The 19,522-nt window shown below is 69.9% G+C and carries 18 protein-coding genes; 6 read left to right on the top strand and 12 right to left on the bottom strand.

Translation table 11 applies throughout. From position 1 onward, the window contains the following. Positions 1-166: 166 nt before the first annotated feature. The 7 genes from EJV47_RS07120 to EJV47_RS07090 all read right to left on the bottom strand — a co-directional run bounded on the left by EJV47_RS07120 (position 167) and on the right by EJV47_RS07090 (position 9,616). A complete protein-coding gene (locus EJV47_RS07120) occupies positions 167-727 on the bottom strand; it encodes a hypothetical protein (RefSeq protein ID WP_126692455.1) in 561 nt (186 codons plus the stop codon). Between the two features lie 94 nt (positions 728-821). Further along, positions 822-3,809 (bottom strand): sensor histidine kinase, encoded by a 2,988-nt coding sequence (locus tag EJV47_RS07115; protein WP_126692454.1) that lies wholly within the window; start codon positions 3,807-3,809, stop codon positions 822-824. Between the two features lie 418 nt (positions 3,810-4,227). Continuing rightward, a complete protein-coding gene (locus tag EJV47_RS07110) occupies positions 4,228-5,067 on the bottom strand; it encodes a mechanosensitive ion channel family protein (protein ID WP_126692453.1) in 840 nt (279 codons plus the stop codon). A gap of 113 nt (positions 5,068-5,180) precedes the next feature. After that, positions 5,181-5,567, bottom strand: coding sequence for a magnesium citrate secondary transporter (locus EJV47_RS07105; RefSeq protein WP_126692452.1), 387 nt, complete (start codon positions 5,565-5,567; stop codon positions 5,181-5,183). Next, positions 5,540-5,845 (bottom strand): hypothetical protein, encoded by a 306-nt coding sequence (locus tag EJV47_RS07100; RefSeq protein ID WP_126692451.1) that lies wholly within the window; start codon positions 5,843-5,845, stop codon positions 5,540-5,542. The genes EJV47_RS07105 and EJV47_RS07100 overlap by 28 nt, the downstream gene beginning before the upstream one ends. Positions 5,846-5,942: 97 nt before the next feature. After that, positions 5,943-6,377, bottom strand: a complete 435-nt coding sequence (locus tag EJV47_RS07095; protein ID WP_126692450.1) for a nucleoside deaminase — start codon at positions 6,375-6,377, stop codon at positions 5,943-5,945. A 119-nt stretch (positions 6,378-6,496) separates the two neighbouring features. Next, the gene (locus tag EJV47_RS07090) at positions 6,497-9,616 is read right to left on the bottom strand and encodes a PD-(D/E)XK nuclease family protein (RefSeq protein ID WP_126692449.1); all 3,120 of its coding nucleotides are present in this window, start codon (positions 9,614-9,616) and stop codon (positions 6,497-6,499) included. 143 nt (positions 9,617-9,759) lie between these two features. Here EJV47_RS07090 and EJV47_RS07085 point away from each other — a divergent pair, with 143 nt between their 5' ends. From EJV47_RS07085 to EJV47_RS07075, 3 genes are all read left to right on the top strand, one after another. Then, a complete protein-coding gene (locus EJV47_RS07085; RefSeq protein WP_126692448.1) occupies positions 9,760-10,179 on the top strand; it encodes a hypothetical protein in 420 nt (139 codons plus the stop codon). A 75-nt stretch (positions 10,180-10,254) separates the two neighbouring features. Beyond that, on the top strand, positions 10,255-10,872 hold the full coding sequence (locus tag EJV47_RS07080; RefSeq protein WP_126692447.1) for a hypothetical protein: 618 nt from the start codon (positions 10,255-10,257) through the stop codon (positions 10,870-10,872). Position 10,873: 1 nt separating this feature from the next. Next, on the top strand, positions 10,874-11,500 hold the full coding sequence (locus EJV47_RS07075; RefSeq protein ID WP_126692446.1) for a hypothetical protein: 627 nt from the start codon (positions 10,874-10,876) through the stop codon (positions 11,498-11,500). Positions 11,501-11,778: 278 nt separating this feature from the next. On the opposite strand, the gene EJV47_RS07070 is transcribed toward EJV47_RS07075, so the two are convergent. From EJV47_RS07070 to EJV47_RS07060, 3 genes are all read right to left on the bottom strand, one after another. Next, entirely contained in the window at positions 11,779-12,084 is a 306-nt protein-coding gene (locus EJV47_RS07070) for a hypothetical protein (protein ID WP_126692445.1), read from the bottom strand. 82 nt (positions 12,085-12,166) lie between these two features. Further along, positions 12,167-12,490, bottom strand: a complete 324-nt coding sequence (locus EJV47_RS07065) for a hypothetical protein (protein WP_126692444.1) — start codon at positions 12,488-12,490, stop codon at positions 12,167-12,169. A gap of 111 nt (positions 12,491-12,601) precedes the next feature. Next, the gene (locus EJV47_RS07060; RefSeq protein WP_126692443.1) at positions 12,602-13,147 is read right to left on the bottom strand and encodes a GNAT family N-acetyltransferase; all 546 of its coding nucleotides are present in this window, start codon (positions 13,145-13,147) and stop codon (positions 12,602-12,604) included. A gap of 132 nt (positions 13,148-13,279) precedes the next feature. On the opposite strand from EJV47_RS07060, the gene EJV47_RS07055 reads away from it, so the two are divergent. Continuing rightward, on the top strand, positions 13,280-13,804 hold the full coding sequence (locus tag EJV47_RS07055) for a vitamin K epoxide reductase family protein (protein WP_126692442.1): 525 nt from the start codon (positions 13,280-13,282) through the stop codon (positions 13,802-13,804). 326 nt (positions 13,805-14,130) lie between these two features. Further along, entirely contained in the window at positions 14,131-15,312 is a 1,182-nt protein-coding gene (locus tag EJV47_RS07050; protein WP_126692441.1) for a hypothetical protein, read from the top strand. A 50-nt stretch (positions 15,313-15,362) separates the two neighbouring features. On the opposite strand, the gene EJV47_RS07045 is transcribed toward EJV47_RS07050, so the two are convergent. Beyond that, the gene (locus EJV47_RS07045) at positions 15,363-17,573 is read right to left on the bottom strand and encodes a xanthine dehydrogenase family protein molybdopterin-binding subunit (protein ID WP_126692440.1); all 2,211 of its coding nucleotides are present in this window, start codon (positions 17,571-17,573) and stop codon (positions 15,363-15,365) included. 195 nt (positions 17,574-17,768) lie between these two features. Continuing rightward, positions 17,769-18,242, bottom strand: a complete 474-nt coding sequence (locus EJV47_RS07040; RefSeq protein ID WP_126692439.1) for a (2Fe-2S)-binding protein — start codon at positions 18,240-18,242, stop codon at positions 17,769-17,771. A 211-nt stretch (positions 18,243-18,453) separates the two neighbouring features. Between EJV47_RS07040 and EJV47_RS07035 the strand changes: the two genes are divergently transcribed. Then, on the top strand, positions 18,454-19,518 hold the full coding sequence (locus EJV47_RS07035) for a hypothetical protein (RefSeq protein WP_126692438.1): 1,065 nt from the start codon (positions 18,454-18,456) through the stop codon (positions 19,516-19,518). Positions 19,519-19,522: the final 4 nt, after the last annotated feature.

Below are 19,522 nucleotides of genomic sequence, written 5' to 3'. Positions count from 1 at the left end.
ATTCCCTGACACGGGTAAGCGGATGGGGGGGCGGTGAAGTTGGATATTTCCTACGTAGTGCCTCTACACTCCGTCTAGAGTCTGTCTAGACTGCCTCTAGACTTTCGTGCTACCTCTCTCTGTAGAGCGGTGGTCCTGAATTGGATTCTGCCGGACGTGCGCCAAGTCAGAGCAGGTAGGTGCGGCTGCCGGCGTTACCGGGCCGGTCGAAAGCCGTCAGGTGTACCTGGGTGCCGGCGCTGGCGGGGTGGGGCTGCCCTAAGGTGTAGCGCCAGGAGCCATCGGGGAGGAGAGTAGCCGGGCCTTCCTCCAGCAGCACCCCGGCCGCCGAAACCAGGCGTACGGTCAGGGCCGTCACGGCAAAGTCGTCGGTGGCCCAGGCACTGATGATGTCGCCCGGGCGGCCGTGGTAGCCCGCCAAATCGGCTGCTACCACGGCCGGCGGATTCATGAAGTCGGCAATGGCTACCACCCGGGCACTGGTGCGCCGCGCGTCGATGCCGGTGGCGTACAAGGCTTTGGCCGCGGGGTCCTGCATCTGGCCGGTGGCATAGCACTGGGCCTCGAAAAAGCGGCGGCGGTGCGCCTGCTGCCGCGGCGACGCCGGCGCTGCCGTCTTGTTGGGCGCCGCCGAAACTATCGTTTGCTCCTGTACCTGCCGAAACACCAGGCCTCCTACGGCCCCGCTCAGGCCTCTCGTCAGGAGGTTATTGATAACCCGCGCCATACTGCTAATTGCTAAAGCTGAGGCGGTAAGATAGGCCCCTCGTCGACGCGGGCCAACTGCCCGGCTTCAAAACCGGCGGCGGGGCGGCTCCTGCTCAGAACGGCACCTGCAGGCTCACCACGAAGCCCTGCGGCCGGGCCTCGGCCGTAAGCGTGCCGTGGAGCAGCCCGGCTCGCTGCTGCATGTTGCGCCGGCCCATGCCGCTGCGGGTGGCCGCGCCGGTGGGCCGGCCGTCGTCTTCCACGCGCAGCGTCAGCGTGCCGGCCTCCCGCGCCAGCGTCACGTCGAGGCGGGTGGCGCCCTGGGCGTGGCGGGCGGCGTTGCTGACGGCCTCCTTGAAGATGAGGTAGAGGTGCTGGCGCAGCTCGGGCGGCAGCGGCTGGGCGTCGCGCAGGCCGCGCACGTGCAGCTCGGTGGCCAGCCCGGCCGGGGCGGCCGTCTGGTCGAGGTGGTCCCGCATGCGGTCGAGCAGGGCCCCCGCGGTATCCGCCTGCGCGTCGATGCCCCACACGATGTCGCGCATGGTGCCGGCGGCCTGGCGACTGTTGCTCAGCAGGCGGTCAAGGGTAGGGTTGGCTTCGGGCTGGGTCTGGCGCAGCAGCTCGGCCTGCAGGCTCACGCGGGTGAGCAGGGTGCCCACCTCGTCGTGCAAGTCGGCGGCAATGCGGCTGCGCAGGCGCTCCACCCGCCGCACCCGGGCCAGGCGGCGGCGGTGCAGCCCGTAGAGCCCGGCCCCCAGCAGCGCGGCGGCCAGCAGCCAGGCCCAGGGCCGGCGCCACCACACGGCCTGCACCGTCAGGGGCACGCGCAGCTCGTTGCGGGCCGCCACGCCCCGGCCCGATACCCCGCGCAGGGCCACGGTGTAGTCGCCGGCGGGCAGGCCGCGCAAGCTCAGCACGTGGGTATTGCCCAGGGGCCGCCACCGCTCGTCGGCGCTGCCCGTCAGCCGGTACTCGAAGCGGGCCTGCTCGGGGGCGAGGTAGTCGGTCAGGGCCAGGTGCAGCTCCACGAAGGCGTCGGTGGGGGCCAGGGTGAGGGCGGGCGGCCGGGGGCCGGGCAGGTGGTGCGTCTGGGTGGTATCGGGGCGGCTGTGGTGCTGGGTGTAGGCGCTCAGCAGCAGGCGCGGGGCCCGCTGCCGCCCGCCGGCCGCCCGCGCGGGCAGCACCCGGTGCAGGCCGCCCACGCCCCCGAAGTACAGCTCCCCGTCCGGCGCCCGCCAGGCCGATTGGCGGTTCAGCTCAGCGTCGGCCAGGCCGTCGGTTTCGTTGAACACGGTGAGGCGGCCGCGCACCGGGTCGTAGCGCACCAGCCCGGCAAACGTGCCGGCCCAGACCTGGCCCTGCCCGTCGGTCAGCACCGTGCCCACGGTGTTGCTGGGCAGGCCGGTAGCGGTGGTGAGCTGGCGCCGCAGGCCCTGCCGCGGGTGCACCCGCAGCAGCCCGGCCGCGCGGGTGGCCACCCAGGCGCTGCCGTCGGCGGCGGCCCAGGCGCTGAGCAGGTCGTCGGTGGGCAGGCGGGCGGGGCCGGCCTCGGCGGTGCCGAAGTGGCGCAGGCGGCCGGTAGGAGGGTGGAGGTAGTACAGGCCGCCGCTGGTAGCCAGCCACAGCCAGCCCCCGGGCGCGGCGGCTATTTTCTGGATTTCGAGCTTATCGAAGGGCAGCGCAGCGCGGCCGGGGTGCTGGTAGGGGCGGGCCTGGGCGCGCGCCAGATCGAGGCGGAAGAGGCCGCGGCTACTGCCGCCCCACACGGCCCCGCTGCTGTCGCGCAGCACGCACAGGCTGCTGATAAAGGCCGTATCGGTGGCCGGCAGGGCCAGGCGGCGCAGCTGCCCACGCCGGTAGTCGAGCAGGCCGAAGGGGTGGTTTTCCTCGGCAAAGACCACCTGCCCGGCCGGGGTGCTGAGCGCGTCGAGCAGCACGGCTTCGGAAGGGCGGCCGTGTTCGTAGAGCGGCCAGGGGCGCAGCGGGGCCTGCGGGCTGTCGGCGGGCTGCACCAGCGCCGCCCCGTAGGCACTGACGAGCAGGCGGCCGTCGGGCAGGCGCAGAATGGTGCGGGTACTGTAGCGGGCCAGCGGGCGGGAGGGCAGGGCCTCAATGGCTTCGGCCCCGGCGCGCTGCTTGTAGCAGCCGCGCTGCGAGGGACAGTAGGCCCAGCGCAGCCCGTTGGCGTCGGTTACCACGGTGTAGGGCCGGGGCAGCTGGCCCGCCCGCTCGAAGGCGGCGGGGCTGAGCCGCACCTGGGGCAGCTGATCCGACGCCGATGCACCGGGCCGGCGGCTGAGCTGCACCAGCTGCCCGGCCACCGCCCACTGCCAGTCGGAGCCGCGCTGCCCGGGCACGAAGTTGGCCTCGTCGCGGCCGGGCAGCCAGCGCAGCACCGGGCGCAGCGTGCCATCGGGCTGCTCCTGGTAAAGGGAGCGGGTGCCCAGCAGCTGCAGCGGCCGGGTGCCGGCCAGGGGGCGCAGCTCGGCCACCGGCCGGTAGGGCCGCACCGTGCCGCGGCGGGGCGTGCAGTACGCCACCCGGTGCGCCGCCGACACGGCCCACACGGCGCTGTCGTCGGCCGGGCCCAGCCACACGGCGGGCGTGCCCAGGGCCAGCGGCACGCGGCGGCCGGGGCGGGCAGCATCGGCAAACACGGCCACGGCCTCATCGGCGTAGCCCACCCACAGGGCGCCGCTGCGCGGGTGCCGCAGCAGGGCATTGACCACCACCGGGGCCGTGCCCACGCCGGGCAGGGCCAGCTGGGTGAGGCGGCGGCCCTGCAGGCAAAACAGCCCGCGGCTGCTACCAATCCAGAGCCGCTGCTGCTTATCAAGGGTCAGCACCACGGCGCGGTCGAGGCGCAGGCCGGGAGGCAGCGCGGCCAGGTCGGCCAGGGGCACCAGGTCGTAGCCGTCGTAGCGAAACAGGCCTTCCTCGGCCGCCACCCAGAGCAGGCCGCTCGGGTCCTGCACCAGCTGGTGAATCAGCAGGCGGCTGAGCGTGGCATCGGGCTGCCAGCCCTGGGCCCGCCCGGCGGGGCGCAACCCCAAGAGCAGCAGCAGGAACAGCAAGCAGCGCAGAAAAGGAAGCTGGGGCACGCGGCGGCGGAAAAGACCGGCTAAAATAGGCAGAAGCCGCCGCCCGGCCCAACGCCGCCGCGGCGCGTTGGGCGGTGCTACCTATCAGGGCCGGAAATTACCGGCGGCCATCAGCGGGTAGGAGGCCCCAGTGGTCGGCATGACGGGCTGGTCCAATCGGGCAATGTGGTAGCTCTGGTCCCACCTGCCAGCCGCGTAGCGGCGTCACCTCAATAGCAGCAGACGGATCAGAACGCCCCGAGCTCCGGAGGAGCGGCACCTTGCCCGTGTGGGTAGGGTGCCGCTCCCCGGAGCTCGGGGGCATTTCCTGCAGACGGATGCTATTGACGTGGCGCCGCTCCGCGGCTAGTCAGAGGCTGAGCTGATTCTGTTGACTACTAAAGAATTGGGTCAGGGGCGCGAAAATAATTCCGTCTCTCTAGCTCACCGTAGCCGGCTTGGGGTAGCCCTGCTTGCCGAGGTGCTGGCGCACGGCCTGCATCAGCTCACTTTTCAGCTCCAGCACGCCGCGGCGGTAATCCTCGGAGCTGGTCCAGAAGTACACGTGCAGGGTCAGCACCGTGCCCTCTGCCTTGTCCAGGGTGATGTAGGGCCGGTGCTGGGGCTCGTCGATAACGTCGGGGGCGGCCCTCACGACCTCCATAATCTGCTGCTGCACCCGCTCGGAGCTGCCGTCGGGGCCGATGTCGACGGCCACCTGGAAGTCGGGGCGGATAAACCCGTCGCGGGTGAAGTTGATGAGGGCCTCGCGCAGCACCAGGGCGTTGGGCAGGTAGATGTGGCGCCCGTCGAAGGTCTTGATGAGGGTGGTGCGCAGGTTCAGCGTTTCCACCCGGCCCATTAGCTCCTTGTTGTCCTTGATCTGAATGGTGTCGTGGATGCGGAAAGGGCGGTTGAAGGCCAGCACCACGCCGGCCAGGAAGTTCTCGGCAATGTCCTTGAGCGCGAAGCCGACCACAAAGGCCGTCAGGCCCGCGCCGGCTACCATGCCGCTGACCACCCCCGTCATGCCCAGCACCTGCAGGCAGAGCATCAGGCCCACCAGCAGCAGGGCCCACTTGATGAGGCGCGTGAGAAACTCGGCCAGCAGCGGGTCGTGCGACTGGCCGTGCAGCCGCCCGCCGATGAGGCGGCTGAGGCGGTTGGCCACGAACACGGCAATGATGAGGAGCAGCAGCGCCACCCCGAGCTTGGGCAGCAGGTACAAAAACTGGGTCCAGTAGGTATTGATAACCCGGTGCAAATCGTCGAAAACCATGCGGGAGGGGTTGGTGGAAACAAGCCGCCCGCCGGGCACAGGGCGCGGCGGGCGGCAATGAAGGTCTACGCAGAAAGCAGGGGACGAGGTTGACCCCGCCAGGCTGCCCCGGGCTAGGGCCGGTTCAGCCAGCGGCGGAAAGCCCAGGTACCCAGGGCGTAGGCCAGCACGTCGAGCCAGTCGGCGGTGTAGCGGGCGGGGTGTAGGCGCGGGGCCAATAGCTCAAACCACAGACTGACGTACAGCCAGGCGGCCAGCAGCCACGCGTCGGGCAGCACGAAGCGGGGCCGGCGGCGCAGCAGGCGCTGGGCCACCAGGGCCAGGGTGAGGATGACGGGCATGGCCAGCGCATCGGCCAGCCAGCTGGTGACCCAGCCCGGCAGCGGCTGGTGCAGGCCCCGGCTGAGCAGCTGGTAGCCGCCGTAGAGCCCGGCGCAGGCCCCGAACAGGGGCCGGCGCAGCGGCGCCAGGGCTAGCCGGCCAGGGTGGTCAGAAACCATACGATAAACGACACGGTGGCCGCGAACAGCAGCTGCCCGCCGCGCACCACGTATTTCAGCCCGCGCAGCCAGGCCGGTTCGGTTTCGGGGATGGGAATAAGCATGGCCGGGGGCATTTCCCACTTCCAGGCCTGCTCCATCTCGGCCGCGCGCTGGGGGCCCAGCGGGTCGAGCAGCTCGTGGCAGTGCTGGCACCGGTCGTCGGGCTGCTGCCGGTAGTCCGACCACTGCCCGCAGTGGGGGCAGCGCTTGGTGGCGGAAAGCGGGGCCTGTTCCATGCCCCAAAAGTACGCCCCGCCGCCCGCATCAGCCCCTCACACAAAGATGTGAACGGGGCCCGCGGGCGGCGGGGCGCCGAAGGGAGGCTAAACGGGCCTACAGCTCCATGATGTCCTCGTTCCAGAGCGTGGGCTCGGCTTCGATAAATTCGTTCATCATGTCCACGCACTCCTGCAGATCGAGGATTTCGACCTGCACGCCGTGGCTTTCGAGGAAGGCGCGGGACTCGCCGAAGGTGCGGTCTTCGCCCACCACCACCTTCGGAATCTTGAACTGCACGATGGTACCCGCGCACATGTAGCAGGGCATCAGGGTGGTATAGAGCACCGTGTCGCGGTAAGTGCGCTGGCGGCCGGCGTTGTTGAGGCAGTCCATTTCGCCGTGCAGGATGGGGTTCAGCTCCTGCACGCGCTTGTTGTGCCCGCGGGCCACCAGCTCGCCGTTGCGCACCAGCGCGGCACCAATCGGAATACCACCCTGCGAGCGGCCCAGCCGGGCCTCGTCGATGGCGACTTGCATAAATTCGTCCATGGGAGAAAGGGAATCAGAGTAAAACGCGAAGATGCAAAAGTATCCGGCGAAGAGGGCGGCACCGGCCGTCATTGCGAGCGAAGCGCGGCAATGACAGCAGGGTGAGCCGTCAGCCCCGTTTACCGCGCGCAGATGCCCTTGTAGGGGCAGTACTGGCACACGTTCAGGTCGTCGGTTTTGCGGATGGGCTCCTGCGCGTCGAGCATGCGGGTGACCAGGCGGGTCATGGCCTGCTGGCTGGCTTCTTCGAAGAGCTGGCCGTCGGAAGTGAGGAACGACAGGTCGGCTTCCAGGGGCTCGGGTTTCGGGTCGCGCAGGGGAATGATGGCGGCCTGGGCGGCCGCGAAGCCGCGCTGGGCCAGCATGAGGCGGTAGAGCCAGAGCTGCCGCACTTTTTCGGCCCCGCCGCCGGGCTCGGTCACGAGGCGTTCCAGGGCTTCCTCGGGCGTGTATTTCTTGCGCGGGCCGCCCAGCAGGTTTAGCCCGCCGCCGTGCACCGCGCCGGTTTTGTAGTCCACGATGCGGCGGCGGCCGTCGGGCAGCTCGTCCACGCGGTCGGCGTAGCCCACCAGGCGCACGGCCACGCGCCCCTCCTCGGGCACGTCGACGAACACGGTGCCGTGCAGCTCCTCCTCCAGGCCCACCACCCGCAGCGGCCCGTCGGTTTCTATCTGCTGGCGCAGGGTTTCCAAGTACCGCTCAATCAGGCGCACGCCCACGCCGCGCAGCACGTGGTTGAGGCCCTCGTCGGGCAGCTGCTGGCGCGGGTTTTCGGTTTCGGCCCCGTCGTCGAGGGCCAGGCCCAGCTCCAGCAGGCCCGAAATCCGGGGCAGCCAGGCGTCGAGGTCGGCGGCGGTGATGGGCGTTTGGCTCTTGAAAAACGGCATCATCAGCTGCTCCAGCACGTAGTGCACGGCCGTGCCGAACACGTCGGCGCCCAGCTCTTCCTGCACGCCCTCCTGCTCCTGAAAGCGGGCAATGCGCGAGAAGTAGAACCGGAGCGAGCAGGTCAGAAACTCGTTTAGGGCCGAGGCCGACAGCCCGCGCTCCAGCAGCCCGCGGATGGCCCCGCGCAGCTCGTAGTCCTTTTCCAGCACCAGGTCGCCCTCGTACTTCTGGCTGGCCGACTGCGGGGCGGCGGGCGGGGGCGCGGCGCCTTCCAAGGGCTGCTGATCCAGGGGGATGCCGGCGGTGGGGGAGGTGGCCGAGCCGCGGGCTATTTCGCCGCCCACCAGCTCGCCCGAGGGCAGCACGGTGGCGGAGGCAGTCAGGTCGAGCACCTGCAGGTTGGGGTTCTGGTCGCGCAAGTCGTGCTCGATCTGCAGCAGGAAGCGGCTTCGCTCGCCGGCCTGCACGCCCTCGGCCCCGGGCAGAATGTACACCAGATCGACCTGCCGGGCGCGCTGTAGCAGGCGCCAGAACTGGTGCGAGGTGGCGGCCTCGTGCTCGGCGTAGGTGGGCAGCGCGTACTTGGTAAGCACGTCGTAGGGAAAGAGGGAGTTGTTGCGCTTGGGGGCGGGCAGGATCTGCTCGTTGCAGCTCAGGATGATGACGTGGTCGAAGTCGAGGGCGCGGGTTTCCAAGAGGCCCATCACCTGCACCTGGGCAATGGGCTCCCCGGCGAAGGGCAGGCGGGTGCGCGTCATCTGCTCGTACAGAAAGCGCCGGAAGGAGCGCACCGAGGGCCGCTGGGTGCGCAGGTCGAAGGCCGAATCGAGCTGGCGCACCAGGGTGTAAAATAGGTACAGGTACTCCGCCTCGATGGCCGTGTGCTCGTGCTGGTACACCTCGCGCAGCCGGTCGATGAGGTCGTAGCAGGCCCGCACCACGTCGTCGCAGGTGCGCCAGGGGCGAAACAGCGCCTCCACCAGCGGGTGGTGCCGGCCCAGCTCGCGCAGCTCGTCCTCGGTCAGCAGCACGGCGTTGCGCTGCACGATCTGCCGGCAGAGGTGGTCGAGCACGTGGTGAAACTCGGGCTGCTCGGGTTGCTGGTTGAGCCACTGCTCGTAGCGGCGCAGGAAGGGGTGGGCCAGCAGCTTGGTCACCGTCAGGTGGTGGTAGCGGCGGACGCCGTAGTCGGAGGCGGTTTCACCCTCCCGGATGCCGGTCAGGTGCACCTCGAAGAGCAGGTCGATGAGGTTGAACAGCGGGGTGCTGCGGAAGCTCAGGCCCATGGTCACGTTGAACTGCGGCACCTCGGCGGGCGGCAGCCCGTGCAGCACCGGCAGCAGCAGCGTCTCGTCGGGCAAGACCACGGCCACCGTGCCGCGGGGGCGCAGCTGCAGGCCCTCGGCCACCAGCTGCCCGGCCACCTTGCCCTGCATGGAGTTGTTGGCCACCCCGATCAGGCGCACCTGCCGCGGCAAGGTGCGCAAAAGGTCCACCGCCCCGGTTTCGGCGAAGCCCATGGCCTCCGCGCCCAGGTCCAGGTACTCGCGGATGGTGCGGAAGGGCATCCCGGCCCGGTTGACGGTGCCCGGCTCGGTATAAAAGCGGTCCGTGTCGAAGCGGACTTCGGCTTTGTCGGCCTTGAGCAGCAGCTTCAGCAAGCGCTGCTCGGAACGCGAGAGGGTGCCCAGGCCCAGAAACACGTGGCGCGGCACCGGCTCCTCGCGCTCCAGCCGGCGCTGCATGGCGTCCACGGCCAGGCGGTAGGCCAGGCCGGGGTAGGCCAGCTTGTCGATTTGCAGGCGGCGGCGCAGGCGGCGGTACACCTTCTCCAGGTCGTCCCAGAACTTAAACCAGGCCGTGGTGGCCGAGGCCCGGGGCGGGGTGTCGGTCAGGTCCCAGCGCTCCAGCGCCTTGGCTTCGGAGAGGTACTCAAACAGGCTGCCCGGGTCGGCCAGGTTCTGGTCGAGGTTGGAGAAGTCGTCGAGCAAGAGGCGCGACCAGCCGGTGAACAGGTCGAAATCCAGGTTGGGGTCCAGCTCGCGCAGGATGTCGTAGAGCAGCAGCTGCAGGGCAATGGGCTCCTCCACCTGCACGCCGGCCAGGTCCACCATGTAGTCCTCCATCGACGTGACGCGCGGGCTCCACAGGGCCTCGCCCAGCGGGGCGGCCAGGGCAAGCTCGTTTTTCAGGTACACCACCGCCCGGCGCGTGGGCACCACCACCACCAGGTCCGACAGCTCGGCGCCGGAAAAGCGGCGGAGCAAATCCTGGGCGGCCTGGCGCAGAAAGGGTTGCAGCTGGGCCGCGTCGACGGCGGGCGGGGGTAGGGCGGGGGCGGGAGCGTTCATGCAAGGGTAAAGATACGGCCGAAAGGCCCGGCGGCGGTAGCCGGGCCCGCCAGAAGCAGCCGGGCCCGGGTAGGAACTTCCCCAGCCCGCGCCTAGTTTTGCCCCCTGGTTGCCGCCCTTTGTTTCTTCCTGCTTTTGCTTGTATGCTGATTCTTTCGGGCCTGCCGCTGTACTTTGAAAACCCCATCGGCCGCCTCTACGAGCACCCCGACGGCTACGTGGTGGTCGACTACAACGCCGGCCCCCGGGTGCTGAGCGAGTTCCAGGCGTTTCTCAACCACCTGGAGCACCTGCTGCGGCGCCGGGGCTGGAACAAGATGCTGGCCAACCAGCGCCTGCTGGCGCCTTTCTCCGACGAGGAGCGCACCTGGATCAAGGACCAGTGGCTGCAGGTCAGCCACGCCGTGCAGCGCGAAATGGTGGCCGCCGTGCTGCTGCCCGAGGATGTATTTGCCCGCCTGGCCATGAGCACGCTCATGCAAGGGGCCCGCGAAGGCGCCCTGCACTACCGCGTGTTCAACAGCGCCCAGGAAGCCGCCGCCTGGCTGCGGCAGGTTGCCTGAGCGTAGCGGCCGCCGGACGTTGCTGGCGCCGCCGCCCCTGCCTATCTTGGGGCGTACGTTAGCCGTATCTGCTTTATGCCCCGCTTATTTCTGGCCGCTACGCTGCCCGCCGCCCTGGTCCTGCTGCTGCCGGGCTGCAACTCATCGGCCGACAATCCCGCCCGCACGGCTGCGCTGGCCACTGCCGCCGATACTCCCGCGGCGGCTCCGCCCGCGGCGCCGGTGGCTGCTACGGCCGTCCCGAACGAAATGTCCCCGAACGAGGCGGCCGATTCGCTTGCCGACGAGACGGAAATCCGCTACGTGGTCATTGCCGATACCAGCCGGCAGTACCGCCCACTGCTGCGGCAGATGCTGCGCCTGCAGGCCGCCACCGCCCAGCGCATCGATTCCATGGGCCGCTTCTACGACGCGAAAAAGAACCTCATCCGCCTGCCCGACGAGGCGCCGCCCGGCGACAAGTCCTTCGACGACCTGTACGCCGGCGACTATTACCCGCGCCGCTTGGGCGACTCCACCCTGAGCGTGGAATACACCGTGCTCTATACCCCGGCCCACCCCAAAAGCATGGCCCTGGTAGCCGGCATCTTCGAGCAGCCCGGCCCCGCCGACAGCCTGCTGGCCGTGGTGCGGCGCACCGCGCCCCGGGCCTTTCGGGTAAAGAGCAGCCTGTACATGGGCTGCCTGCACTGATATGCGCTGGCTCGTAAGTAGAGTAGTGACGCCCCGGCCGGCCGAGACCCTGGCCGACAAGGTCGGTGCGGTCTTTCTGCTGGTGCTGGCCGCGGGCATTCTGGTGCTGCTGGCCCTGGCCGGCCTCCACCACCTCGCGTGGAATCGGTGGCGCCCGGCTTCGCCCCAGCCAGTCCCGGCTGCCCCGACGCCTGCCCCGCCGGTGTGCTTGCTGGATACGCCCACGCTGCGCATCGAGCTGCTGGACGATGACGCGGGCTGGGCTCCCGAACAGGAGCAGCTGTGGGACGACTGGGCCGATACCGGTGACCAGAATCCGCTAAGCCTGGCCTCGACCACCCCGCCGCTGCCCGGCCTGCACGGCCGGCTGGTCACGGCGTTTAGCCAGCCCTGGCACGGGGGCCTGCTGCTGCAGGTGGTCGAAGCCGCGGCGGACGGGGCGGCCGTCACGTCGTGGCTGGGCTGGGCCGACCCGGCCACGCAGACCTGGCAGCTGCTGGCGGAAGCGGGCGAACATACGCTGTACCACGCCCCGGAAGCGCCGGCCAACGTCATCGATGGCTGGAACCAGCAGGTGGGCAAGATCCGGCTGGAACTGCAGCCCGCGCCGGCTGCGGCGGGTCAGTAAGCCGGGCGCGATTGGCGGCCTGGTTTTGCAACTTCCCCAGGAGCGACGCTTGGGCCTGCTGCACGCGGCCAGCCGGTACAGCAGGTGCGGCGCGGGGCCGAGGCTACTGGGGGCGTCGGCGCTTGGGCCCGCCGCTACGCTTCCCCGAAAGGCTGCCTGCGGCTGGCTGGTTGAGTACATTTATGCTTGGCTCTACTGCTCTGGCCGCCTGGTGGGGGCCTGCGCGTACAGCCCGGCCCGCTTTGCCTCAACCGGCTGCTTTGGTTCCGAAGCAGCGGCTACTCAGAAGGCCGGAACAATTTCCGGCCAATGAAAACCGCTAAAGTGCCACCCAGCAATACCGCTACCAAAAGCGTGGCCAGATAACCCAAAACTGCTGCCGCGGAATGCAAGCGGCGGTTTTCGTCCGCAAAAATCCAGGTATAGACCAGGGAGGAGCACACCGCAGCCGTAAAAGAGCCGACGACAAACAAGGTAATGTTGGTTGAGTTAAGCTTCCATTGGGGGTGAACCGCAATGACGGCCGCTCCGAGCACAGAACTAATTACAACGCCGAAAGCAAGTCCGAATAAGGGTAGGAGCATAGGGTCGTCAGGAGCACGTGGACCGACGCAAGGGCGGCGCCGGAAAACCGGTTCTTGGGCCGGGCCAACTTATCGGCCGCCGCTACAGCCCGTAGATGTCGGCCCACTCGGCGGGCAGCCACACTTCGGTGCCGGCGGGCAGCTCGCCCACGGCGTCGGCGTCGAGCAGCAGCACGTAGTCGGCCGTGGCGTCGGCGTCGGGTGCGTCGGCGGGGCGCTGCAGCTCCTCCACGGTGGCGGGCAGCCGCTGCGGGCCATCGGGCCGGCGCAGCTCCACTTCCAGGCTGCTGTGCAGCGGAAAGCGGCGCAGGGCGGCCTGGTGGCGGCCGGAGCCCACGAGCGTGCCCAAGCCAGGCAGGCGCAAGGTGGTTTCCACAACGAGTAGGAGCTGGGCTTCGGCGGGCACGGTAAGCGCGTTAGGCGTTGATTATCAGGTGTCAGGGTGTGGGTGGATGCGTTTCAGCCAGCCGCCGTCGGAAAGACCACCGTGGCCCCCCGGAACACGCGGTAGTCAGCATCAGGGCCAAGCGGCCCGCCGTAATCTGGCTACTGGTTCAGTAGGGTTGTCGATGGCGTAGAAGCGCTGCTCGTGGCCGTAGTAGTGGGCCATGCCCCGGAAGCTGAGCCCGCACTTTTCCAGCACGTGCTGGGAGGCCACGTTTTCGGCGGAGGTGATGCCCACCACCTGGCGCAGCCCGTGCTGCTGGAAGCCGTAGTCGACCAGTGCCCGGCCCATTTCGGTGGCGTAGCCTTTGCCCCAGGCCTCGGGCAGCAGGCGGTAGCCCAGCTCGATGTGCTCGGAGGTGTCCAGGGGCTTGAGCAGGTGAATGCCGACCACCTGCCCGGTGGCTTTTTCGACGGTAAACCAGCGGCCCATGCCGGGCCAGCGGGCGTAGTCGGCGGGCATGTTGTCGAGGTACTGGCGCACCACCTCGGCGGAGCGGGGCGCCCCGATGTGCTGCATGATCTGCTCGTCGGACTGAAAGCGCAGGTACAGGTCGAAGTCGGCGGCGGTGATGGGGCGCAGGGCCAGGCGGGCGGTTTCGGGCAACTGGTAAGACATGGGCGGCAAGATAAGTAATGCTGGCCGACGCGGCCCCGGCAGCGCGCCAGCCGCCCCGCTCGGCAAGAACCCGCGCGCCGGCCCCGCGTACCCCTTGATGACTCGTACCCTCACACCCTCGTACCCTATCCTATGAATCCTACCCAACTCAGCCGTGAGCTGCGCACGGCCCGCACCCCCGACCTGCAGCGCCGCCGCTGGATTATCGGCCTGTCCCTGCTGGGCGTGGCCCTGGGCCAGATTGTGACGCTCTACCAGACCGGCATCGTCCGGCACCTGCCCGACCCGCCCGTGGGCCCCTTCGACTCCGACAAGGTCGACGCCTCCGACTACGCCTACAAGCGCCTCGACACGCCCGACGCGGCCGGCATGATTATCACCTACGGGCTGACTACGGCCCTGGCCTCGGCCGGCGGCAAGGACCGCGCCCTGATGAAGCCCTGGCTGCCGCTGCTGATGGGCGCCAAGCTCCTGGGCGACATTGCCACCAACCTCACCCTGGCCCGCGAGGAGTGGAAGGAAAACAAAGCCCTGTGCTTCTACTGCCAGACGGCCACGGTGGTGTCGGTAGCCTCGCTGGCCCTGGCCGTGCCCGAGCTGATCCGGGCCGGCAAAAACGCCCTCGACAGCGGCCCCAACAGCGTGGCCCAGGTGTAGCGCGTACCGGCCGGCTTGGGCCAGTTGCCAGCGCCCGTCGGCCACCCCGGGCGGGCCACCTCACAGAGTACGAGGAGCCAGAGCTGCAACGCTGTCGACAGAATAAAGGCGCAACATCGCGGGATACCAGATGCCCGGCTGCCTCGCGTTTGGTACGGGGCGAAGGGGCCCGTTGGCGGCGAGGCGTCGCACCAGCCGCCGCTCAGCCGGGATGCATGCACGTTCGCCTCCGTTACAGCGGCAGTCCTGGCCCGGCCCGGGCTGCCGCCGCGACATTCCGCCGCAGCGGTGCATCTTGCGGCCCGAATTTTCGGTACTACTGGTGAATGATGCATTCCACGACGCTGCGTAGCTGGCTGCTGGGCCTGGGGTTGGGCCTGCTCGGGACGGGCTGCCGGCCGGTGCCGCCGGGCCCCGCCGATGCCGCGGCCGAGGTGCCCCTGCCCCCCGCGGCGCCCGCGGCCGTGGCCGACACCGTGCTGCCGTTTCAGCCGCTGCCCACCGAGCCCGCGTCCCGCAGCGTGCAGCTCGACGGGCAGCTTTACCGCGTCGAAACCAGCGCCCGGGTGGATGGGCGGCACCAGCTGGTGCTGCGCGACTCCCTGGCCGGGCAGCTGGCCCCGGCCGAGCTGACCCGGCGCCGGGCCAGCGGCTCGGGCTTCGATGCGGTGTACACCCTGCGCCTGCGCCGCCCCGACCGGCCGCCGCAGTTCACCACCACCCTGCGCAAAACCGACTTTGCCGCCGCGCTGGGGCCGGAGCTGGTGACCGAGAGCGTGCCCGAGGCGCCGGTGTTTGTGGGCCACCTGCCGCGCTTCGGGGCCCTGGCCTTCACCGTGCGCTTCAACGCCTTCGACACCGACTGGACGGCCACCGCCCTGGTGCTGCTCGACGCCGCTACGGGGCAGCTGCGCTACCTGGGCCTGCAGCAGCGCGCCCAGGACCAGCCCGCCCCGGGCGTGCTCACGCCCGACGGCCGCACCCTGCTCACCCGCTACGCCGTGCTGACGGCGGGCCGCCCGCCGGTGGAACTGGCCCTGCCCGGCCTGCAGGTGGCCGGCACCCGCCTGCTCAATACCCGCGCCGCCCTGGTGGCCTACGCCCCCGACGTGGACGAGCAGGGCCTGCCCACGCCGCTGCCCCGCGCCAACGCCCTGCTGCTCGACCTGGTCGACGGGCGGGTGCTGACGCGCTTCCACCTGGGCCCCACCGCCACCGGCTACCAGGACGGCCGCGGCCTGAGCTACCAGTACCTGCGCCAGACGCGCACGCACTACCTGTTCAGCCCCGACGACCAGACGCTACTGCTCCTCCCGCGGGAGCGGCCCACCGAGCTGCGCCGCCTGCGCCTGGCGGCCGTGTCCCGCTTCCGCCTGCCCCAGCGCCCCAGCGAAGTCCGCTTCGGCCTGCCCGCCGGCCTCGGAACCAGCCTGATCATCTACGCCGACACGCTGAGCGGGACGCTGCGCTACCAGCCGCCGCCCGCGCCCGTACTGGGGCTGAGGTAGGAAGAGGCCACTTCTCTGCTGAGGGGGGAATCGGCTTTCTATCAGTTGCTTTAGGTTTCGGTAATCGGCGGGGCCAGCTTTTCGGGGCGGATGGGCAGCTCGCGCACCCGCACGCCGCAGGCGCGCTGCACGGCGCTGGCAATGGCGGCGGCCGTGGGGCCCTGGGCGGCTTCGCCGGCGCCCAGCGGGGGCTGGTCGGGGCGGTTCAGGATGCTGACCTCCACCCGCGGCGCCTCGTCGAAGCGGTAGATGGGGTAAGTTTCCCAGTCGTGGCAGCGTACCTGCTGCTCGTCGAAGCGCACCTGTTCCAGCAAGGTCCAGCTGGCGGCCTGGATGAGGCCGCCCTCGGTCTGGTTGCGCAGCCCGTCGGGGTTGATGACTTCGCCCGCGTCGATGGCGGCCCAGAGCTGGCGCACGTGCGGCACGCGCTGCTCCGGCTCGACGTACACGCGGGCCACCACGGCCAGGTAGGCGGCCTTGTTCTTGTACTGCGCGAAGGCCAGGCCCAGCCCCTCGTGCGGGCCGGGATGCACCCGTTGCGTCAGGCGCCGCACTTCCTTGATGACGGCCCGCGCCCGCTCATCGGTGAGGTGGGCCAGGCGAAACTCGTACGGGTCCTGCCCGGCCAGCTGGGCCAGCTCGTCCACGCCCGATTCCAGGGCGAAGACGTTGCCGAAGGCCCCCAGGCTGCGCAGGGCCGATACCCGCAGCGGCCCCTGCACGGAGTGCGTGCGGATGAGCAGGTTGGGAATCTGGTACAGGGGCTCGGAGTTGCGCGAGGTACCCCCGCTCAGCTCGTTGCGCTGGTAAGCCACGGGCCGGGCGAGCAGCTGGGCGGGCAGCAGCTTGTCGGGCTGGCCGGCGGGGCGGGAGCTGTGCGTGTCGGACCACAGCTCCATGTGCCAGTGCGTGAGGCGGCCACGGGCGTCGAGGCGGGCCTGCAAATCGAAGAGCATGGCCGAGCCGTAGGGCTCGTGGCGGTGCTCGTCGTCGCGCATCCACTGCAGGCGCACGGGGCGGCCGGGCAGGGCGCGGGCCAGCAGGGCAGCTTCGGCGGCCACGTCGTCGGCGCCGTTGTGGCCGTAGCAGCCCGCGCCGGGTACGCCCTTGGCGTGCACCCGGTCCTCGGGCAGGCCCAGCAGCTTGGCCACCGAAGCCCGCAGCGGGTACACGCCCTGGCTGTGCGTCCACAGGTGCAGCTGGTCCTTATCAAACAAGGCCAGCGCGCACGAGGGGCCGATGGAGCCGTGCATGAGGTAGGGCTTGAAGTAGGTAGCGCGGAAGGTTTTTTCGCCCGCGGCCGGGGCCCCGTCCACCGCGCCCTGCCGGGCCACTTCCTCGGTTTGGGCGGGCAGGCTGCGCAGCACCTCCGCCAGGGGCTTGCCGGCCGGCAGCGCGGGGCCGGCCGCCCAGCGCAGGCGCGGCTTGGCCCAGTCGTAGGCCCGGATGGCCGCCCACTCCGAGTCGGCAATGACGGCCACAAAGGAGCCATCTACTACCACTTGCAGCACCCCGGGCACGGCCCGGCGCAGGGCCTCGGCATCGAAGCCGGGCTGCAGACGGGCGCCGGGGCCGGGCGGGTGCAACACGCGGGCGTGCACCATGCCGGGCAGGCGCAGATCCTGCACGTACACCGGCTCGGCCCGCACCATCCGCTCGATGTCGGCCCGGGGCCGGGGCTGGCCCACCACCTGGTACTCCGATTTGGGCTTGAGCCGGGTGTCGAGCGGCACTTCGCCCGTGAGCTGCCGGCCGCCGAGCAGCTCGGCAAACGTGAGCTGCCGGCGCCCGTCGGCGGTGCGCACGGTGCCATCGGCCAGGACGAGCTGGGCGGCGGGCACGCGCAGACGATTGGCGGCCAGCTGCACGAGCTGCTGCCGGGCCGCCGCCGCCGCCCAGCGCACCGACAGGGCGCTCTGCTCGATGGAGGCGCTGCCGGCGGTGTACCGCTCGTCGGGCGTGCGGCCGGTTTCGGCCAGCAGCACTTCCACCTGGCGTAAGGGCGTATTCAGCTCCTCGGCCGCCATCTGCGCTACCGCCGTGGTGATGCCCTGACCCAGCTCCAGCTTGCCCGTCAGCACCCGCACGCGGCCGTCGGCCAGCACTTCCAGCCAGGCGTTCAGGCGCGGATTATCCTGCAGGGAGCCGGGGCGCGGGTCGTCGGCGGCCGGGGCTTCGGCCGCGGCGGGCAGCGCCCCGAGCAGGCAGAAGGCAATGGTCAGGCGGCCGGAGTCTTTGAGGAAAGTGCGGCGGGTGGGCATGAATCAGGAGACGTGAGGGCAGATGAAAACCAGGCGGGCCGGCTGCAGCAGCGGAATTACCTAACGGTGCAGGCTGCTTCGGAATGAACTGTTAGGTCGGCGGGAACCTAACAGTTCCAGGCGTTTCGCGAAGAACCGTTAGGTCGGCGCGTACCTAACAGCTTTCGGCGTTGTGGGAAAAGTTGTTAGGTCGGCTTACCCGCCCAGCTCGGCGGCCCGCTGCACGGCGCGGATGTACCGCTCGTGGGTGCCGCAGCGGCAGAGCACCCGCAGCAGGGCGTTGCGGATGGTTTGCTCGTCGGGGCGTGGGTACTGGCGCAGCAGGCCGGCGGCGCACATGGCCACGCCGTTGAGGCAGAAGCCGCACTGGGCCGCCTGCACCTCCACCAGGGCCTGCTGCACCGGGTGCAGCGTGCCGTCGGGGCGGGTGAGGCCCTCCAGGGTGGTGATGGGCGCCGCGCCCACGCGGTGCAGCTGCAGCTGGCAGCTGGGGTGGGCAAAGCCGCTGACCAGCACCATGCAGGCCCCGCACTGCTGCAGGCCGCAGCCGAACTTGGGGCCGTTCAGCCCCAGCTGGTTGCGCAGCACGTAGAGCAGGGGCGTGGCCGGGTCGGCGCGCACCTGATGGGCCTGGCCGTTGACGTGCAGGGTGAAGTCGGCTTCTTCCATGAGGGAGGCGTTTGGGGGAAGTTACTGCGGAGGTTGGGAAAAGGATGCGCGCGTCGGCGGGCCAGCCTTATTTTGCCGGCAGCACAACCCGAACGATTCTACCAGCCGACTTATGCGAAAAGCGGTATTTCTGTTAGCCTGCAGTGCCTTGAGCGCCTGCGAAGCACGTCGCTCAGCTCCCGACGCCAGTGCCGCTCCGCCCGATTCGGTAATGCGCGCTACGCCGGCAGTGGCAGCTACCCGGCCGCCGGTGGCCGTGACGTTCGGCAAGCTGGTGGAGGCCACCGATTCGGTGCGGGGCCAGCCGGCCGTGCGCCTGAATGGGCAGCTGCTGCGCATCGAAGCCACGGCCCGCACCGACCGCCAACGCCCGCTGCCGGTGCCGGCCGACTACGCCGAAACCGAAACCGACTCGGCCCAAGCCGCAGCCGACTCCGTGATGGTGCCGCAGGGCTTCGGGTTCGACGCCGTCTACACCATCCGGCTCAGCGACGCCGGCGGCCGGGCCCGCTTTACCACCCGGCTGCGCAAGCCCGACTTCGGCGCGGCCATGGGCAAGGAGCACGTAACCATCTGCACGGCCGAAGCGCCCGAGTACCTGGGCTACTGGCCCCAGGCCAACCTGCTAGCCTTCTCCGTGATGTTCTACCTCGATGGCACCGACGACGGCGGCGCGGCCCTGCTGCTGCTTGATGCAGCCAGCGGCCAACCCCGGCGCATCACCCAGCTGCACTGGTTTGCCGGACCCGAGCACCGCCTCGATTTGACGCCCGACGGCCGCGCCCTGCTGGCCACGGCCGATATCATCCACGCCGATGGCCGCCGCGTGTCGCTGGAGCGGCCCGACCGGCAGTTGGCGGCCGCCCGCCTGCTGAACAACCAAACCGTGCTGGCCGTGTACGATACGGGCAACGAGGCCAGCGGCGGCCCGCGCCGCAAGCCCGGCCCGAACGCGCGGCTGCTGGACTTGAATGGGCGGGAGTTGGGCCGCTTTCAGCTCAATGGCCTGGCGGCCGAAATCGGCTACCAGCTCCGGGCCGCCTACCTGCCCCAGACGCGCACGCACTACCTGTTCGACGACGTCAACCGCACCTTACGCCTGCTGCCTTTCGAGCAGCCTCGCCAGTCGCAACTGTTGCCCTGGGCGAAGCTGACAAAATTCCGCGCACCCCGCCGCCCGACGGAAGTCGACATCCAACTGCATTCCGGGGCCGATAAACCAACTTTCTACGTCGACACGCTGAGCGGAGCCGTGCGCTACCAACTGCAGAAGTAGTGAT

This window comes from Hymenobacter gummosus, from assembly GCF_003970915.1.
GTDB lineage: Bacteria > Bacteroidota > Bacteroidia > Cytophagales > Hymenobacteraceae > Solirubrum > Solirubrum gummosum.
This window is presented reverse-complemented; position numbering and strand designations above follow the sequence as displayed.

Bases quoted from the DNA above. Each gene is read 5' to 3' on its own strand.
- EJV47_RS07120 (WP_126692455.1), bottom strand. From the start codon at position 727: ATGGCGCGGGTTATCAATAACCTCCTGACGAGAGGCCTGAGCGGGGCC.
- EJV47_RS07110 (WP_126692453.1), bottom strand. From the start codon at position 5,067: ATGGTTTTCGACGATTTGCACCGGGTTATCAATACCTACTGGACCCAG.
- EJV47_RS07105 (WP_126692452.1), bottom strand. From the start codon at position 5,567: ATGGTTTCTGACCACCCTGGCCGGCTAGCCCTGGCGCCGCTGCGCCGG.
- EJV47_RS07100 (WP_126692451.1), bottom strand. From the start codon at position 5,845: ATGGAACAGGCCCCGCTTTCCGCCACCAAGCGCTGCCCCCACTGCGGG.
- EJV47_RS07095 (WP_126692450.1), bottom strand. From the start codon at position 6,377: ATGGACGAATTTATGCAAGTCGCCATCGACGAGGCCCGGCTGGGCCGC.
- EJV47_RS07090 (WP_126692449.1), bottom strand. From the start codon at position 9,616: ATGAACGCTCCCGCCCCCGCCCTACCCCCGCCCGCCGTCGACGCGGCC.
- EJV47_RS07085 (WP_126692448.1), top strand. From the start codon at position 9,760: ATGCTGATTCTTTCGGGCCTGCCGCTGTACTTTGAAAACCCCATCGGC.
- EJV47_RS07080 (WP_126692447.1), top strand. From the start codon at position 10,255: ATGCCCCGCTTATTTCTGGCCGCTACGCTGCCCGCCGCCCTGGTCCTG.
- EJV47_RS07075 (WP_126692446.1), top strand. From the start codon at position 10,874: ATGCGCTGGCTCGTAAGTAGAGTAGTGACGCCCCGGCCGGCCGAGACC.
- EJV47_RS07070 (WP_126692445.1), bottom strand. From the start codon at position 12,084: ATGCTCCTACCCTTATTCGGACTTGCTTTCGGCGTTGTAATTAGTTCT.
- EJV47_RS07060 (WP_126692443.1), bottom strand. From the start codon at position 13,147: ATGTCTTACCAGTTGCCCGAAACCGCCCGCCTGGCCCTGCGCCCCATC.
- EJV47_RS07055 (WP_126692442.1), top strand. From the start codon at position 13,280: ATGAATCCTACCCAACTCAGCCGTGAGCTGCGCACGGCCCGCACCCCC.
- EJV47_RS07050 (WP_126692441.1), top strand. From the start codon at position 14,131: ATGATGCATTCCACGACGCTGCGTAGCTGGCTGCTGGGCCTGGGGTTG.
- EJV47_RS07045 (WP_126692440.1), bottom strand. From the start codon at position 17,573: ATGCCCACCCGCCGCACTTTCCTCAAAGACTCCGGCCGCCTGACCATT.
- EJV47_RS07040 (WP_126692439.1), bottom strand. From the start codon at position 18,242: ATGGAAGAAGCCGACTTCACCCTGCACGTCAACGGCCAGGCCCATCAG.
- EJV47_RS07035 (WP_126692438.1), top strand. From the start codon at position 18,454: ATGCGCGCTACGCCGGCAGTGGCAGCTACCCGGCCGCCGGTGGCCGTG.